The sequence below is a fragment of the Chryseobacterium sp. JV274 genome, from assembly GCF_903969135.1.
Taxonomy (GTDB): Bacteria; Bacteroidota; Bacteroidia; order Flavobacteriales; family Weeksellaceae; genus Chryseobacterium.
The window spans coordinates 3,863,810-3,877,762 of the sequence record NZ_LR824569.1 but is presented as its reverse complement, the minus strand read 5'-3'; the positions used below and the strand labels follow the sequence as shown (position 1 = coordinate 3,877,762).

The 13,953-nt window shown below is 36.1% G+C and carries 13 protein-coding genes and 4 tRNA genes; 1 reads left to right on the top strand and 16 read right to left on the bottom strand.

Annotated features, from left to right (window positions below; translation table 11 throughout):
* Positions 1 to 4 precede the first annotated feature (4 nt).
* The 14 genes from CHRYMOREF3P_RS17935 to CHRYMOREF3P_RS17875 form a co-directional block, all read right to left on the bottom strand.
* A tRNA-Arg gene (locus CHRYMOREF3P_RS17935) sits at positions 5 to 129 on the bottom strand.
* A 7-nt stretch (positions 130 to 136) separates the two neighbouring features.
* A tRNA-Lys gene (locus tag CHRYMOREF3P_RS17930) sits at positions 137 to 210 on the bottom strand.
* 74 nt (positions 211 to 284) lie between these two features.
* Positions 285 to 358: transfer RNA gene (locus CHRYMOREF3P_RS17925), tRNA-Ile, on the bottom strand.
* A gap of 8 nt (positions 359 to 366) precedes the next feature.
* Positions 367 to 434, bottom strand: a tRNA-His gene (locus tag CHRYMOREF3P_RS17920).
* Positions 435 to 497: 63 nt separating this feature from the next.
* Positions 498 to 623: a hypothetical protein gene (locus CHRYMOREF3P_RS24280; RefSeq protein ID WP_257468843.1), complete on the bottom strand. Its 126-nt coding sequence runs from the start codon at positions 621 to 623 to the stop codon at positions 498 to 500.
* Positions 624 to 1,008: 385 nt separating this feature from the next.
* Positions 1,009 to 1,137 (bottom strand): penicillin-binding protein, encoded by a 129-nt coding sequence (locus CHRYMOREF3P_RS17915; RefSeq protein WP_077413916.1) that lies wholly within the window; start codon positions 1,135 to 1,137, stop codon positions 1,009 to 1,011.
* A gap of 425 nt (positions 1,138 to 1,562) precedes the next feature.
* A complete protein-coding gene (locus CHRYMOREF3P_RS17910) occupies positions 1,563 to 2,585 on the bottom strand; it encodes a hypothetical protein (protein ID WP_077414231.1) in 1,023 nt (340 codons plus the stop codon).
* The gene (locus CHRYMOREF3P_RS17905; protein ID WP_077413915.1) at positions 2,578 to 4,275 is read right to left on the bottom strand and encodes a hypothetical protein; all 1,698 of its coding nucleotides are present in this window, start codon (positions 4,273 to 4,275) and stop codon (positions 2,578 to 2,580) included. The genes CHRYMOREF3P_RS17910 and CHRYMOREF3P_RS17905 overlap by 8 nt, the downstream gene beginning before the upstream one ends.
* Positions 4,265 to 6,643 carry a hypothetical protein gene (locus tag CHRYMOREF3P_RS17900; protein ID WP_180565172.1) on the bottom strand — a complete coding sequence of 793 codons (2,379 nt, stop codon included), beginning with the start codon at positions 6,641 to 6,643 and terminating at the stop codon, positions 4,265 to 4,267. Before CHRYMOREF3P_RS17900 ends, CHRYMOREF3P_RS17905 begins: the two co-directional genes overlap by 11 nt.
* Positions 6,634 to 7,377: a hypothetical protein gene (locus CHRYMOREF3P_RS17895; RefSeq protein ID WP_180565171.1), complete on the bottom strand. Its 744-nt coding sequence runs from the start codon at positions 7,375 to 7,377 to the stop codon at positions 6,634 to 6,636. Before CHRYMOREF3P_RS17895 ends, CHRYMOREF3P_RS17900 begins: the two co-directional genes overlap by 10 nt.
* Entirely contained in the window at positions 7,350 to 8,483 is a 1,134-nt protein-coding gene (locus CHRYMOREF3P_RS17890; protein ID WP_180565170.1) for an AAA family ATPase, read from the bottom strand. The genes CHRYMOREF3P_RS17895 and CHRYMOREF3P_RS17890 overlap by 28 nt, the downstream gene beginning before the upstream one ends.
* Before the next feature lie 12 nt (positions 8,484 to 8,495).
* Complete coding sequence (locus CHRYMOREF3P_RS17885; protein WP_180565169.1) at positions 8,496 to 9,077, bottom strand: DUF4919 domain-containing protein; 582 nt, start codon at positions 9,075 to 9,077, stop codon at positions 8,496 to 8,498.
* Positions 9,064 to 9,720 (bottom strand): hypothetical protein, encoded by a 657-nt coding sequence (locus CHRYMOREF3P_RS17880; protein WP_180565168.1) that lies wholly within the window; start codon positions 9,718 to 9,720, stop codon positions 9,064 to 9,066. The genes CHRYMOREF3P_RS17885 and CHRYMOREF3P_RS17880 overlap by 14 nt, the downstream gene beginning before the upstream one ends.
* Before the next feature lie 292 nt (positions 9,721 to 10,012).
* Positions 10,013 to 10,402 (bottom strand): VOC family protein, encoded by a 390-nt coding sequence (locus tag CHRYMOREF3P_RS17875; RefSeq protein ID WP_180565167.1) that lies wholly within the window; start codon positions 10,400 to 10,402, stop codon positions 10,013 to 10,015.
* A 261-nt stretch (positions 10,403 to 10,663) separates the two neighbouring features.
* Between CHRYMOREF3P_RS17875 and deoD the strand changes: the two genes are divergently transcribed.
* Positions 10,664 to 11,374: a purine-nucleoside phosphorylase gene (gene deoD / locus CHRYMOREF3P_RS17870; RefSeq protein ID WP_077413909.1), complete on the top strand. Its 711-nt coding sequence runs from the start codon at positions 10,664 to 10,666 to the stop codon at positions 11,372 to 11,374.
* Positions 11,375 to 11,430: 56 nt separating this feature from the next.
* Here deoD and CHRYMOREF3P_RS17865 read toward each other — a convergent pair whose 3' ends face one another.
* Together CHRYMOREF3P_RS17865 and CHRYMOREF3P_RS17860 are read right to left on the bottom strand one after the other, a co-directional pair.
* Positions 11,431 to 12,216, bottom strand: coding sequence for a TatD family hydrolase (locus CHRYMOREF3P_RS17865; protein WP_180565166.1), 786 nt, complete (start codon positions 12,214 to 12,216; stop codon positions 11,431 to 11,433).
* A 288-nt stretch (positions 12,217 to 12,504) separates the two neighbouring features.
* Entirely contained in the window at positions 12,505 to 13,869 is a 1,365-nt protein-coding gene (locus CHRYMOREF3P_RS17860; protein WP_180565165.1) for an SDR family oxidoreductase, read from the bottom strand.
* Positions 13,870 to 13,953 lie beyond the last annotated feature (84 nt).

Genomic DNA, 13,953 nt, shown 5'->3' with positions numbered 1-13,953 from the left:
TTTGTGATTCCGAGAGGATTGTTCATGAATTTCATACTTTACTTTATAGCATTCACGAATACTTTGTATTTCGAACCTCTAACCCTGGGTTTAGAAAACCCATGCTCTATCCGGTTGAGCTACGGAACCTTTATAGTAATCCCAGAAAGATTTGAACTTTCAACCCCCGGTTTAAAAGACCGGTGCTCTAACCATTTGAGCTATGAGATTGTTTTAATTTTGTGAATAGTCAATTTTCAATTCGCTTCGCTTGTCAATTTTTAATTTCACAAATCACATTTTTGTAATCCCAGAAGGAATCGAACCTTCAACCTTCGACGTATCAGGTCGATGCTATAACCATTTGAGCCATGGGATTTTATATTTTGGGTATCTCCGGGGATCGAACCCTGTTCTCCGGTTCCACAGACCGGCGCTTTACCAAATAAGCTAAAGAAACCATAAAAAAAAGCGCCTCTTTTCGGGAGGCGCTTCATATATTTTAACGTAAGAGATCATTAGCTGACCCACGTATATAAGCACCTTTTATCCACAATTCCACTTTCAAGAATACATGCAACACCTGCCGGATCCTGTCCGAATAGTCTTGAATATTGATTGAATATGTTGTGTAACTGTTTCATTTTATTTTGTTTGTTTTAAATTATTTTTAATTGAATCCTGAAAACCTGTTGCTTTCAATTTTCGGTTGCAAAGTAAATATGATTTTTTGGAATCTGCAAATAAATTTTTGATTTAAATTATTGATAATCAATTGATTATACTTAATTTTCAGAATAGAGAATTTCTGTCCGCAATATTTTGCAGATATCTTAATTACCTAAATGACTGTCTCTCACCGGGTTGCTTATCACTCTATTTTATCGTATTAAAGTTTCATTGTTTATTAAAAATTTTTCATGTTTATAGTTATTTTTTTTCATTCCAAATAATTTCTGACCTAAAAAACAAAAAACGCCTCGGTTTTCCGAGGCGTTTCTGTTGTATTTTGATTAATTTTTTACAAGTTTACAGTAAATAATTTCCAAAGTCAGCACATTTCGCCTCATTCCATATCATCTCATCATACCCGAATAATCCTTTTATAGAAGGACTTTCGCATAGTTCTGCATTGATATGTGCTCTTTGTATTGTCATAATTTTCTGGGGCAAAGATAAATCTTTTTTGGTATTATTTTTATAGTATTCACAATTTCTGGAAGGTTTTATATACGCAAAGGCGCAAAATAATATCAAAAAATTGTGCTTTAAGGCGCGAGGATTTTATCTCCGATAAAATTTAATACTGCTAATAATATTGTTCTATATAATACAACTAATTAATAAGCCACCCTTGCTGAAAATTTTCAATTTTCTCGCGCCTTAAAAATCATATATTAAATTTATAAAATATTTGCGTCTTTGCGATTTTCCAACAAAAACAGAATTGCTATGTCATCTTTTATTTCAAGAGTTTCTTATTTTTAGGGATCAATTACAATTGATTTGATGAAGCGGAGAATGTTTCTTTTTTTCAAAGAGAAACTTTTCTTTAATTTTTAAATTCTTCAATCTTTAAATATTTAATTCCTGAACATTTTATTTCTTCCTGTTTTAAACCTTGAAATATCTTTCAAAATGATGTCATCATCGGGATTAAAGAATTTCAGTTCATTGACAATTTCTGAACGCGTGGCTACTTTCTCTGCAATTATTTCATAGGCTATGTTTCTGGTTGCTGTATGCAATTTGGGATCTTTTTTGAATTCATATTTCAGAGCCTCCAGATAAGTGATCTTTTTGTGGGCCGGAGTTTTTTGATATAAATGCTGAATTTCAGATTCCAGTTTTTTAACATCAAAAATATTGGCAAAGTAGTTATTCAAACAATTGAATGCATCTTTATCTTCTTCCCAACCTTTCAGCAGTACTTTTTGTGCTTCTTCCGTTTTCTCCATTTTTTTGCGGTATACCAAAGAAGCTTTCACCATTTGATTATTGACGGTATAGTCATCTGCAACCATCTGATAATAGTTGTGGGCATTTTTAAGATCGTTGATCTCTTTATAGAGATCGCCTACTTTTTCTTTCTGCTCCATTTCTTTATAGAGGTCAATGGCTTTTTTGTATTGCTTTGCTTTTTCATAGCAGGTTGCAGCATCGGATTTGTTGTTCAGCTTTTTAAGATAGACTACGGCTGCTTCATTGTAGAATCCACCATTTTCCAGTGTTTTTGCACCTCTGTAATTATCCTGCAGCAAATTCATATAGACTCTGGCTGCTTTTTTATAATCGTTTTCAGCAATATATTTTTCAGCGAGTTCTTCGTATTTGCTTCGTATTCTGTCAAAAAGTGAATTTTCCAGATAGAAACTGCTGCTTCCTCCACCTTTTCTTCCTGCTGAATTTCTGTTGTTTTGTTCTTTATCTTTTAAAGAAGTGATCACGAGAAGGATAATAACGGCTACAATTAAGAAAATAGCCAATGTTCCTACTACACTCCAAAAGCTTTCATGAAATAACTGGGCAACGATTCCGATGACCTTAAATATAGCCAGCAATAGGAATGCTGCCATAAATTTGTCTATAAATTTCTGTTTATTCATCATCATCGGATTTTAAAATGGTTTTATCATCTCTGAACAATCGATAAAGGAGCAGCATCACACAGATTACGAGAACCCATACAAACCAATTGTAGCCAAACATTTTTACTAATGGATAAAATAAGTACACCAGCATCACCACAAGGATTGCTATTAAAATAAATTTTACCCATACAGGTACGTTATCACCACCAAGATTTAATGATTTATTTTTAAATAAAAACAAATACAATCCTACTCCTGCAATCATCAGGATCACCATATACATAATATCTGAAACCGGGGCTTTATTCTCCAATGGAGTTCCTTCCGTTCCCACTGCTTTCACTTTTGATTTGTCAATGGAGGCAGAAGAAGGGTCTACAATATCAAATGTACCGTAAAGTTTTCCCAAGGAATCAGCCATTAAAGCTTTTCTCTTTTTCAGAAGGAATTTTACGACTTCTCCGTTTACAGGTTTTCCTTTGGTATACTGCTTTAGAGAATCTGAAATTTTACGTTTCAGTTTTTCTGTATTTTGTTCAAGATGTTTTGTAATCTTTTGGGTATAAATGGTTTTAAGAGAATCTCTGCTTTGTTTTTCTTTATTCACAAGCTTTCCAATGTCTCTTCCTATTTCACTGACCTCTCTTCCGCCAGCTTTTTTATAATTCTCCTTGTCTTCTTTTGTTTTGGATTCTATGATCCCGGCATGAATAAGTTCTTTGGACAATTCTTTTCTCTCCTGATGATATATAGAATCTATCTTCAGATCAATTTCAGAAATTCCGGACTGGAAAGCAATCATATCAGAAGGTGCTTTTACAGCGTTGTTTGCAATTTTCCCGGAAGAGGCTGTATTTTCTTCCTGATCGGGATTATTTTTATCTGAAGGCAACGCAATCTTTAAGACGATAGCCACGATAATTACTGCCCAGAAAATTCTGCGTAAATTTCTTGTTCTTGCACTGTCGGTTTTACCTCCGGAACCTCCGCCAAATAATCCTTCCAGCCAGGTAAATTTGCCAAAGCCATCTCCTCTGGAAGTTCCCATAACATCCAGAGAAACGCCTAGATCTACTGCTCTTTCAGGATATTTTTCAATGTATTGTAAGTACTTTTCTATTTCTTTTTTATTCCCGGCCATTACTTTTTTAAGGTCAAACGGAAGGTTATTCATCCATTCTTCTTCGGTTTGCTTTGGCTGTAATGCTTCCATCACTTTTTCGTCATCAATTTCAACGGTATAGCTTTCTATTTTTTGAGGAATTGAAACTCCGTTCAGTGGTTTTCTGATGCTTTCGTCTATAATACCGGGCTGTTGAATTAATGAAATCCATTCGATTTCCTCAGATAGTTTTACCAGGCCGAATTCGGGATGCATAATCAGAAAACGGGAATCAAGCTGCGCCCAGTCTTCCGGATTTATTTTGGGATAAAAAGTAGTATTTTCAGGAATGAAAAGCCTGTTATCTACACACTGAAAGTAAGCATTTCTGCCTATTTCCTGCGGAGCATTGTCAGTAAAAACAAGGAAACAACCATACAGTACATTGGGATTGTCTGCAGGAATTGCATAAGATCTTATCTGGTTTACATTAATTCCAAGCATTTCCATTTCCTGAAGCCATACCACAGGTGAAGAGCCTCTGATCAAAAGCCCCGTTTTGGGATAATTATTTTTCGGGAAAGGTTTTATTCTAAGCTCCATAATCCAAAATCTGTTCTATAAACGGTTTCAAAAACCTGTCGCACATATCGTCCATTGTTCTTACTTTCAACAGGGCATGTTCCGGAAGATAATATTCTGATCCGCCAAATTCAGTATAGGTTGCCAAAGAGAGGAATCCATGAGATGTGGAAGGAAGGAAAAATTCTTCAATACTCTTATTGCTGCTCCGGAAAGTCAGCATTCCCCGTGAATCTGTAATAATTTCGCTTCCGTCGGGGAATGTAAATTTATTTTTATTCTGCTCAGCAAAAATTTTAATCTCGTACTTATTTTTGGAAAAATCCAGTGTGTTTTCTGAAGCACTGTACAATTCATGTCCGGAAATAACCAGATTTTCATATTGATTGATTCCTATTTTGTTGAAATTATTGATAATCTTCAATCCGCTTCCCTTCAGTTTGGCAACTTCCGCTTCGGCCTTTATATTATTTTTTTCAAATTCTTTATCTTTTCCGGTAATAGGTTCCACAGAAATATTTCCATCTCTGTTTATTTTATAGTGGGTAGAATTGTCCGGGTGATGCAGATAAAAACTCCGCCCAAAATAAATCAGTTTGTAGGACTCCGGAATATTCATTCCTGTAAGATTCTGCTCAGAATATTCTCTTGTATTCAGATTAAGCTTTGATATTAATTTTTGATCAGACTGATACTGGCACAGAATAAAGTGCTGCTGTTTGTCTTTTGCAAGGGCAAACTGTCCTTTTGGTTTTATGGAAATATTATCAAACAACACTTCACAGCCATGATGTGTTTTATAGTAATCATAGGAATGTTTGTCGTAATAATTATCAGAAAGATAAGTCTTCAATAATTGCTTTTTTGAACTCAAAATAAAAAATTCTCCTTCATATAAAAACTTAGCGATCTTATTAACAGGGGTTGGGAATAAAATCGGATAATTTTGTGGAAGATCGGTTTTCTTTCCATTGAAGTTCTGAACAGACCGTTTTTGCTGTGGCGGATTGGCCCATAGTTCCTGCAATGGAAGTTTTATTTTCTGAATATGTTTTCTGGCTCCTTTATGATGTTTATAAAAATTAATTTCCCCATCTGATGTTGTAGTCACCAGAAACTTTAGTCTGTCTCTATTCTGAAGAACTACTCGCTGAACTTTTTCATCCTCCATATTCTCCTGATGGGTAATGAAGAAAACTTCAATATCTTTTTCAGTATGTTCCTGGTTAAAAAAACTTTCCAATGCTTCTGACACTTCCAAAACCGGACTTACCTGATTGAGGTTTTCCACCACTTCTTCCACTTTGTTAAGCGCAATCGGAACTCCTGCCTGTCCTAAAGCAAAAACTTTACATTCAGAATGGGCTTTCGGATGTTTGATAACAGCAATTGCAGAGGCAAAAGCCAAAACTTTTGGAGTTCCCCAGTTTCTGAGGGAAGTATCTATCAGGATAATTCTTTCAAAAATATTTTCTTCAGGCGGAATCTCTCTTTGAATATAAAGAGCTTCATTATTGGCTACCCGATTCATGAATATATCATCTTCATTGGCAAACTCAGAAAGAAGCATCCTGTGAAAATCACCTTTGTTGGTCATATCAGAAATTCCTCCGATAGGCTGTTCTCCGGGAGAAAGGTGGCGCATCGGAATTTTCAGACCACTCCATATTCTTTTGATGAGACTTCCTACCTGAAATGTCTTTGGTTCTTCAATTAATTCTTTGATAAAATCTTTATCAGTATCCGTCGTTGTTTCTTCTTTTATGACCTCATCATCCAGTTCAGGTTCTTCAACCAGTCCCTTCATCGCATCAATGATGGATTGTACTGTAGGAAACTTTTCGTTCAGATTCAATGCGCTTAAATCTTTGTTTAAAACAGATGGACCAGCATGTTGTTTTTCTGCACTGGAAACAAGCTCATGCGGCCGCTTATAATAGATTCTTATATTTGCTTCAGCATTTACTGAAGATATTCTGTTGTGGCCATTGCTGAATAAAGTCTGCAGCAATACAATTCTGTTTTGCTTCTGCTTATAAACATTAGGAAGTGATTGTATTTTTTCAAGAAATTGAATTTCTTTTTCTGCATTGAAATCAAAATTTCCAATGCTGTAAAACTCAGCGGTGCGTCTCAAAGGGCCGGCAAAATCAATATAACCATCCTGCATCGCATATAAAACCATAAGCAGGGCTCCAAACGGAGGCCATCCCTGTGGTTGAAGTTCTTTGAGAATCTCCATCACATAGGGCCTGTACGCTATCGCTCCCACTCCCGGTACCGAGAGGAGATTGTTGTCATGATACCCGGAATCACCAGGAACATCTTCATCAGTTTTCCATTCCCAAAAGTAATTTTCGTAGGACTGGAAATAGGCCTTTAATTCCATTCTTTTGATTTTTCTGTAAGACGGAATGAGCTTACGGACAATGGGCGGAAATCTATTTCTTTTATTAAAAGGTAATTTCCATTTTCATCCCAAAGTAACCATCCTTCCAGATCTTTATTATATTTCTGCTGTAAAATTGTGCTTAGGTTTTTAAATTCAAAATCCAACCCGGCCGGCAATAAATGCCTGTCTTTTATCCAATATGTTTTTCCGGGAAAGCTTAATAATGGAATCCCTATAAACAGGGCTTTATCTCCTAAAATAGTCCATTTTATTTTTTCTAGTTTAAACCTAGGTAATGCAGCGATACTTTCTTTAATATCAGTAATATTACTCAGTAAAGCAATCACCGGCTGCTCTTCATTGCTTTCTTTTACTCTTACCTGAACCTGTTCATGAATTCCAAAATAGTTTTGATTGGAAGGCGGAAAAGTAAGCTGCAATGCCTTGTCTATAGGTATCCAAAGCAATGCTGTCCTCATTTTTTTACTTGGAACCAAAGCCTCTTTCCTGAATAAAAGACCCTCCCGAAGTTCATACAGGATAAAGTCCGGTAACTGTTGTATTTCCGGAGCTTCTACCTGTTCGTCAGTAAAGCCTTTCAGCCAGATTGTTTCTTCATCCACTGCGATCTGAACATTTTTCCAGTCTCTGATAGAGCCCAGAAAGTCTTCATCAGCACGGGGAAGTTCTGCCCAGAATTCTTTTAAACGCTTTGAAGGATTTTCTGCCATAAGCTTTCAATTTCTTGCTGGATATACTGTTTCTGTTCCGGATTTCTGATCCAGTCGCAACGGGTCTGCAGATATCTCAGTTTATCTTTTATTACATTCTGTTCTTCAAAGCTCAGCATTCCGCCATTCCATTTTTCTACAAGAATTGTCACATCTTTCATGACTTCCTCAGGATTGGGTGTTTTGTTGTGCATAGCCTGTGGATGGGAATCTGGGTGCTCGTCTTTTTCTATGGTTCTGTTGATAATTCCTTCCAGAATTTCAATCTGTTCTTCTGTATCCCAGATATGCTTCAACACCCAAAGGTCAGAAAGCACCGCTTCTTTTCTTCCGCAGATCAGGGCACTTGCGGCAATCAGGTTCTGAAGCTTTACGGCTCTACGGTCTGAAATAGCAATTCCTGTATTTCTAAGACTCATAATGGTATTCAGATATACTTCATAAATGGGTTTAAGGTCTATTGTCCGGCATAGGCTCTGGAGCTGCCTGATCTCATCGGCATAAATCTCGGGAACTTCAGTTTCTTCTTGGTTTTCCAGTTTTCTTCCGGCTAAAAGTACCTGTTGTAATAGTTCAGGATTTACATAATCTACATTAATTCTTACCAGAAAACGGTCAAATAATGCATTCAATGCTTCATCTTCCGGAAGAACGTTACTTGCTCCTACAAACATCAGTGCAGGTAAGTGTTTTGTTTCTTTTCCTCTTTTAAAAATCTTCTCGTTAAGTGCCATCAAAAGGGAATTCAGAATAGCAGAGTTCGCATTAAAAATCTCATCCAGGAAGACCATGGAAGCTTCTGGCATCATTCCTTCTGTATTGGTTAGAAGTTCTCCTTCTTTCAGTTTTCTGATATCAAAAGGGCCGAAGATTTCGTTTGGTTCTGTAAAGCGGGTTAATAAATATTCAAAGTTTTTCCCGTCTTTCACTGTTTTTGCCAATGTTCTGACAATAGCTGATTTTGCTGTTCCCGGAGGACCGTACAAAAAGGCATTTTCTCTTGCCAAAAGGCATATTCCCAACAGATCTACGACATCATTTTTGCCTACAAAAGTTTCTTTTACGTAGTTAAGAACTGTATTGAGCTGATTTATATTCTGATTCATTGATTTAAAAAATTAAAATTTCCACCATTTTTTCTTTTGAGGTTTCTCTTCATCTTTACTTTCCGCCTGTTCATTTCTTTTACTGAATGAAAAAGCAAGTCTCTGATAAGGATCTTTGATGTCAAAGTATAATAGAGTTCCATCATCGAGTGTTAGCGCATCCATGATCTTATCTCCATCCTTGACCAGATTTTGTGATACATCCTGTTTATTGAGATGATGTCTGATCAAATCTCTTTCATCCGAAATTCTTGTAATAATATAGGGAGAATATTTAGTTCCGTCTCCTGTTTTTTCAAGACATTCAAAAATAATCTGAGCGATTGTCATTTCAATATTCTTTCCTTTTTCATCGCCCAGTTCCTTGTACGCAAAACATTTATAAATATGTGCTCTCGGACTTAATAGAATATTGACATTTACATATGGTATAACCTCTTCAAATTTTCCTTCATTGAGTAAATTCTGGATGTTTTCAATATCTTCGGAATAAGGATCATATTCAGGATCATTGATCACCAGTTCACGGCACTTCAGGAAGGTTTCTTTTGTGGGGTCAGTTAAAAATTCAAATACTTTCTCATACGTTTTCATTGTGGTCTTCGGTTATCGTTTTTAGTTCCCGCCAGAATGCATCTTTGTATATTCCGAATTCGGCAGTTATTAGTTTATTAATGAACGGAATTTCCGCCAGTTTATAATCTTTTTTCTCAACAATTCTTTCCAGATATAATTTTCTGTAAGTTTTGTCCTTCAATTCTTCCTTCCAATTTACATTTTTAAGATCGAGATCGTACCCTATTCCTGAATAGTGAAACTGTGTCAGAATATCTTCCAGCATGGCAATCAAAGGATCTTCCGGATCTACAGAGTTTAAAGCAACAATGACCTGTGGTAGAAACCTCAGTGATAAGTCTGCGGATAAGGTAGAAGAAACGTCCCGGCTTCCTTTAAATGCGGGAATAAGATTTACAATATTTTTCTCTGTATTTTCTCTGATCAGATAAAGCTGTGCGCTGTGATAGAGAATTTTTGCGGCCCAGACGGCAGTTTCCTTGTTACAAGTAAGTTGGTCGGATAGAAACTCCTGTCTTTCTTTTTCAAATTCTGTTTCAAAATAATCTCCTGCTTCCACCTCTTCCTGAGGGGAAATTTGCTGTAAGCTTGAGAAAAGCGTAATACATTCTTCCTTACGAAGCAAAAAGATCGTGTCTAAAAACGGTGACTTGGTTTCCATGATCTAACAAAAATAAAATTATTTCGTTGAGAATAAAATTTTTGAGGAGAAGATTCGTGTTAAATATGGAATTAAAGGGTGGGAAAACGCAAAGGCGCAAAAGATGATAAATGTTATACTGTTTTAATGCGCAAGAAAATCTGAGATTTTCAGCATAGATACTTCGCAGTGATTTGCTTTATTAGAATTACAATTCTTCGTATTGAATTTTATCGGAAATAAAATCTTTTGCCTTTGCGTTTTCCAACCTATATGAGATTGCTTCGTCGCTGAAGCTCCTCGCAATGACGGATTAGGCTACGATTTCAATGATATTTTTTTCCGGGTCAAGGATTACGCTTTCATAATATCCATCTCCGGTGGTACGAGGTTCTCCGGCTACTTCATATCCATCTTTTCTCAATGTTTCTGTAAGTTCATCTACTTTTTGTTTACTATCCACAGAGAATGCAAGATGAATGATTCCATACTGTTGAGCTTCATAAGATTTTTCGCTTTCTTTAATATCCGGTCTGGTCATGATTTCAAGACGGCAGCCATTCTCAAAGCTTAAAAAGTAAGACTGAAAATTTTTGACAGGATTATGGTATTTTTCATTGGAAACGGCTCCGAAATATTTCTGGTAAAATGCTCTGGATTTTTCAAGATCTTTAGCCCAAATGGCAATATGCTCTATTTTCATTTCTAAAAATTTTATTGTTTTATCACTGCAAAACTAGCCTGACTGATTTCACCACACCTGCTCCGTATTATTCTTTTATTGCTTTGTATTTACCAGATTACGTTTTGAATTATATAAAAGACTCCATATATAATATTATTTAAGGTATTTATTGATAACATCTTATATATTCTGTTGATATAAGATGGCTTCATTGTTTCCATTATCGTAATCATGGAGACAATCTAAAAGTTATTATCTTTGCTCATTCAAAATAACATTATGAGTATTCACATCAGTGCAAAAAAAGGAGAAATTGCTAAAGTAGTATTGCAGCCGGGGGATCCGCTTCGTGCACAGTATATTGCTGAAAATTATTTAGAAAATGCTAAACTGGTAAGCAAAACCAGAGGAATTTTTTATTATACAGGTCTTTATAAAGGCAAAGAGATCACTGTAGGAGCCAGTGGAATGGGTTTCCCAAGTATCGGAATCTATTCTTTTGAGCTGTATACAGAATATGAAGTAGATACGATCATCAGAATCGGGACTTGTGGTGCTTACAATACAGATCTTAAACTTTTTGATATTTTAAATATTGATAAAGCAGCCAGCGAAAGTACTTATGCCAAATATGCATGGGGAATTGAAGATGAAATCCTTTCTCACCAGGGGAATATCTTTACTACCATCAATGAAACAGCTAAAGATTTATCTTTAAATGCTAAAGCAATCAATATCCACAGTAGTGATATTTTCTACAGAAAAGATCCTGCGACTCCGGAAATTGCTACAAAATATAACTGTCCTGCAGTAGAAATGGAAGCCTTCGGTTTATTTGCCAATGCTCAACACTTAGGAAAAAATGCAGCGACTATTCTTACAGTAACGGATATCATTCCGACACACGAAAAAATCTCTGCTGACGAAAGAGAAAAAGCTTTGAATCCAATGATGGAACTGGCTTTGGAATCAGCAATAAAGAATTTGTAAGAAAAGACAATTTTGCTTATAAAAAAAGAGCTTTACTTTATCAGTAGAGCTCTTTTTTATAGTCTGAAAAAATTTCTGGCCGTTTCTGTGGTCTCGTCTGCGACTTCGGAAATGCTTATCTTCTTCAGATGGGCAATCGTTTGTGCTACATAAGGTAAAAAAGAGGGTTCATTGCGCCTGTTCTGCATTCTGGGCATATTTTTCGGAAGCATAAAAGGAGCATCTGTCTCAATCATCATCCTGTCGAGAGGAACATATTTTATAACATCTTCCAGGTGTTTAAATCTTTTTTCATCACTGACTGCGCCTGTGAATCCTAAATAAAATCCTTTTTCCAGATAGAGCTTCGCTTCATCCAATGTCCCCGTAAAGCAATGTACAACAGCTTCAGGTAATTGGGAAAGATATTCATCTGTGATCTCATTAAACCTTTTAAACGCTGATCTTTCATGAAGAAAAAGGGGTTTATTCACATCTATAGCAAGTTCCAGCTGGGCTTTGTAACATTTTTCCTGAATGGGTCTCGGAGAAAAATCACGGTCAAAATCCAATCCGCACTCTCCTACTGAAATCACATGATCTTGTTTTAATAATTTCCTGAGTTCCCCGATACTTTCGCCGTTAAAAGATTGGGCATCGTGAGGATGAATTCCCGCTGTCGAAAATAGAATTTCCGGATATTCTTCTACAATCTCAGCAGATTCTTTGCTTCCTCTTACGCTGGTTCCTGTAAGAATCATATGTTCTACACCATCGTCCAACGCGCGGTTGATAATTTCTTCGTGTTCATTATAGAACTGTTTATTGGTCAGATTAATGCCAATATCAATGTATGTGTTCATTGTTTTTAATTTTTATTATACACTATTTTCTTAGGGAGATAAGCGTGATTCGAACACGCAACCATTCTGTACAGGAATTATTTTTCCATTTAAACTATTATCTCCAATTTACTTTGGGAGTACAGCTTCTCATTGTAAACTGTGTACTTTTGTGAAACGGACGGGAATCGAACACGCAACCTCCGTTGAGCTACCGTTTCAATAGTTGGGAGATAAGCAGGAATCGAACCTGCAACTCATTTTAGCAAAATGTATTTTTCCATTATTACTATTATCTCCGTATGGATTTTACCAGGGATTAACTTTATAATTTTTCAATAAAACTCCACTCAGGTAATTCCCTTTTATTCCTTCTATGACAGGATGCAGAATTCTCGCTGCACCATCCACTGAATCCAGCGGCGGAATGTATCCCATCTCAAACTGTTTCTTTCTAAGACTTTCCTTAGCTCCTGTAGAAATCCATCCTACGTCTACGGCACTCATATAGATCTGATCATTTTCAAATTCTTTTGCAGACGTCAGAGTCATCATATTCAAAGCTGCTTTTGTCATATTGGTATGCGGGTGAAAAACCGTTTTATTCTCGTAGCTGAAAATTCCTTCTGATGAAGTAACATTAATGATAAATTTCTCTTTAAACGCAGAGTTTTTCATCATTGGCTTCAGTTCTTTGATCAGAAAATAAGGAGCTATATGATTGATGAGGTTTACCTCTACCAGTTCATACATAGAAACTTCCTCCAAAGTAGAATTCCAGCTAGTTTTTTCTCTGTTATCCACCGGTTGTCCAAAACGGGTAAGCGCAATCTGAGTTTCTTCATTATGGGCATATTCCAGTTTTGCTGTTTCACTTGAAATTTCCGTCTGATTAGGAATCAGGGTTTGAATATCTTTAAATTCTATCAGTTTTTCTTTCTCACGTTTTATAATCGGAAGATAGTATTCATCAGGATATTTTATGGTTTGAGCTGCATTATTGATCAGAATATCCAGTGTATCAAAATTAAATTTATAGAAGTCTATAAAATCCTGAATCGCCTTCAGATTTCTTAAATCCAGACCATAGATCCATAGTCTGTCTTTCCAGTTATCATAATCTGCCTCCTGCTGCATCAATTCCATTGCCAGTGCCGGAAAACGGGTTGTCAAAAACAAATTGGCCCCATTTCTCAACATCTTCAATGCGGTGGCAAAACCTACCTTCACTCTTCCTCCTGTCAGAATTACGTTTCTTCCTGTAAGATCTGCCGTTTCAAAACGTTTTTCATAGTTTTCTGTGGCACAAACAGGGCATAATCTGGAATAAAAAGAGTGCGCATATTGATAGCTCTCGTTACAACAGTAACAGTTTTTCGGAATCTGAAGTTTTGTGAGCTGTACTTCTTCTTTTTCATTATCATAATAAGCAGAAATTCCCGCCAAAGCCTTCTGCATCAATACAGAGTTGGAATTTACAGCCAGATCATGAAACTTCATCTCAGAGTAGTTTTCATAACGGCTTTGTTTTTTGGCGTTCTTATGAATCTTAGTAATCAGTCCTGAAAATATTTTGTTATCAGGGTTCATGAAAGGATCTTCCTTCAGAGCATTCAAAACCTTGAGACATGTTTCCCATTCTTCGGCTGAAAATTGTTGATCTGATTTGTTCATAGCTTCCGTTTTATATCTGCAAAACTAGAAGTATAATGCGCAATGTTTTTACGCAGTTAAAAGAGGATGAAAAATAGTTTTTAT

Excerpts from the sequence above, each read along its gene's own strand:
- CHRYMOREF3P_RS17900 (WP_180565172.1), bottom strand. The coding sequence starts at position 6,643 with ATGGAATTAAAGGCCTATTTCCAGTCCTACGAAAATTACTTTTGGGAA.
- CHRYMOREF3P_RS17910 (WP_077414231.1), bottom strand. The coding sequence starts at position 2,585 with ATGAATAAACAGAAATTTATAGACAAATTTATGGCAGCATTCCTATTG.
- CHRYMOREF3P_RS17865 (WP_180565166.1), bottom strand. The coding sequence starts at position 12,216 with ATGAACACATACATTGATATTGGCATTAATCTGACCAATAAACAGTTC.
- CHRYMOREF3P_RS17905 (WP_077413915.1), bottom strand. The coding sequence starts at position 4,275 with ATGGAGCTTAGAATAAAACCTTTCCCGAAAAATAATTATCCCAAAACG.
- CHRYMOREF3P_RS17915 (WP_077413916.1), bottom strand. The coding sequence starts at position 1,137 with ATGACAATACAAAGAGCACATATCAATGCAGAACTATGCGAAAGTCCT.
- CHRYMOREF3P_RS17895 (WP_180565171.1), bottom strand. The coding sequence starts at position 7,377 with ATGGCAGAAAATCCTTCAAAGCGTTTAAAAGAATTCTGGGCAGAACTT.
- deoD (WP_077413909.1), top strand. The coding sequence starts at position 10,664 with ATGAGTATTCACATCAGTGCAAAAAAAGGAGAAATTGCTAAAGTAGTA.
- CHRYMOREF3P_RS17860 (WP_180565165.1), bottom strand. The coding sequence starts at position 13,869 with ATGAACAAATCAGATCAACAATTTTCAGCCGAAGAATGGGAAACATGT.
- CHRYMOREF3P_RS17880 (WP_180565168.1), bottom strand. The coding sequence starts at position 9,720 with ATGGAAACCAAGTCACCGTTTTTAGACACGATCTTTTTGCTTCGTAAG.
- CHRYMOREF3P_RS24280 (WP_257468843.1), bottom strand. The coding sequence starts at position 623 with ATGAAACAGTTACACAACATATTCAATCAATATTCAAGACTATTCGGA.
- CHRYMOREF3P_RS17875 (WP_180565167.1), bottom strand. The coding sequence starts at position 10,402 with ATGAAAATAGAGCATATTGCCATTTGGGCTAAAGATCTTGAAAAATCC.
- CHRYMOREF3P_RS17890 (WP_180565170.1), bottom strand. The coding sequence starts at position 8,483 with ATGAATCAGAATATAAATCAGCTCAATACAGTTCTTAACTACGTAAAA.
- CHRYMOREF3P_RS17885 (WP_180565169.1), bottom strand. The coding sequence starts at position 9,077 with ATGAAAACGTATGAGAAAGTATTTGAATTTTTAACTGACCCCACAAAA.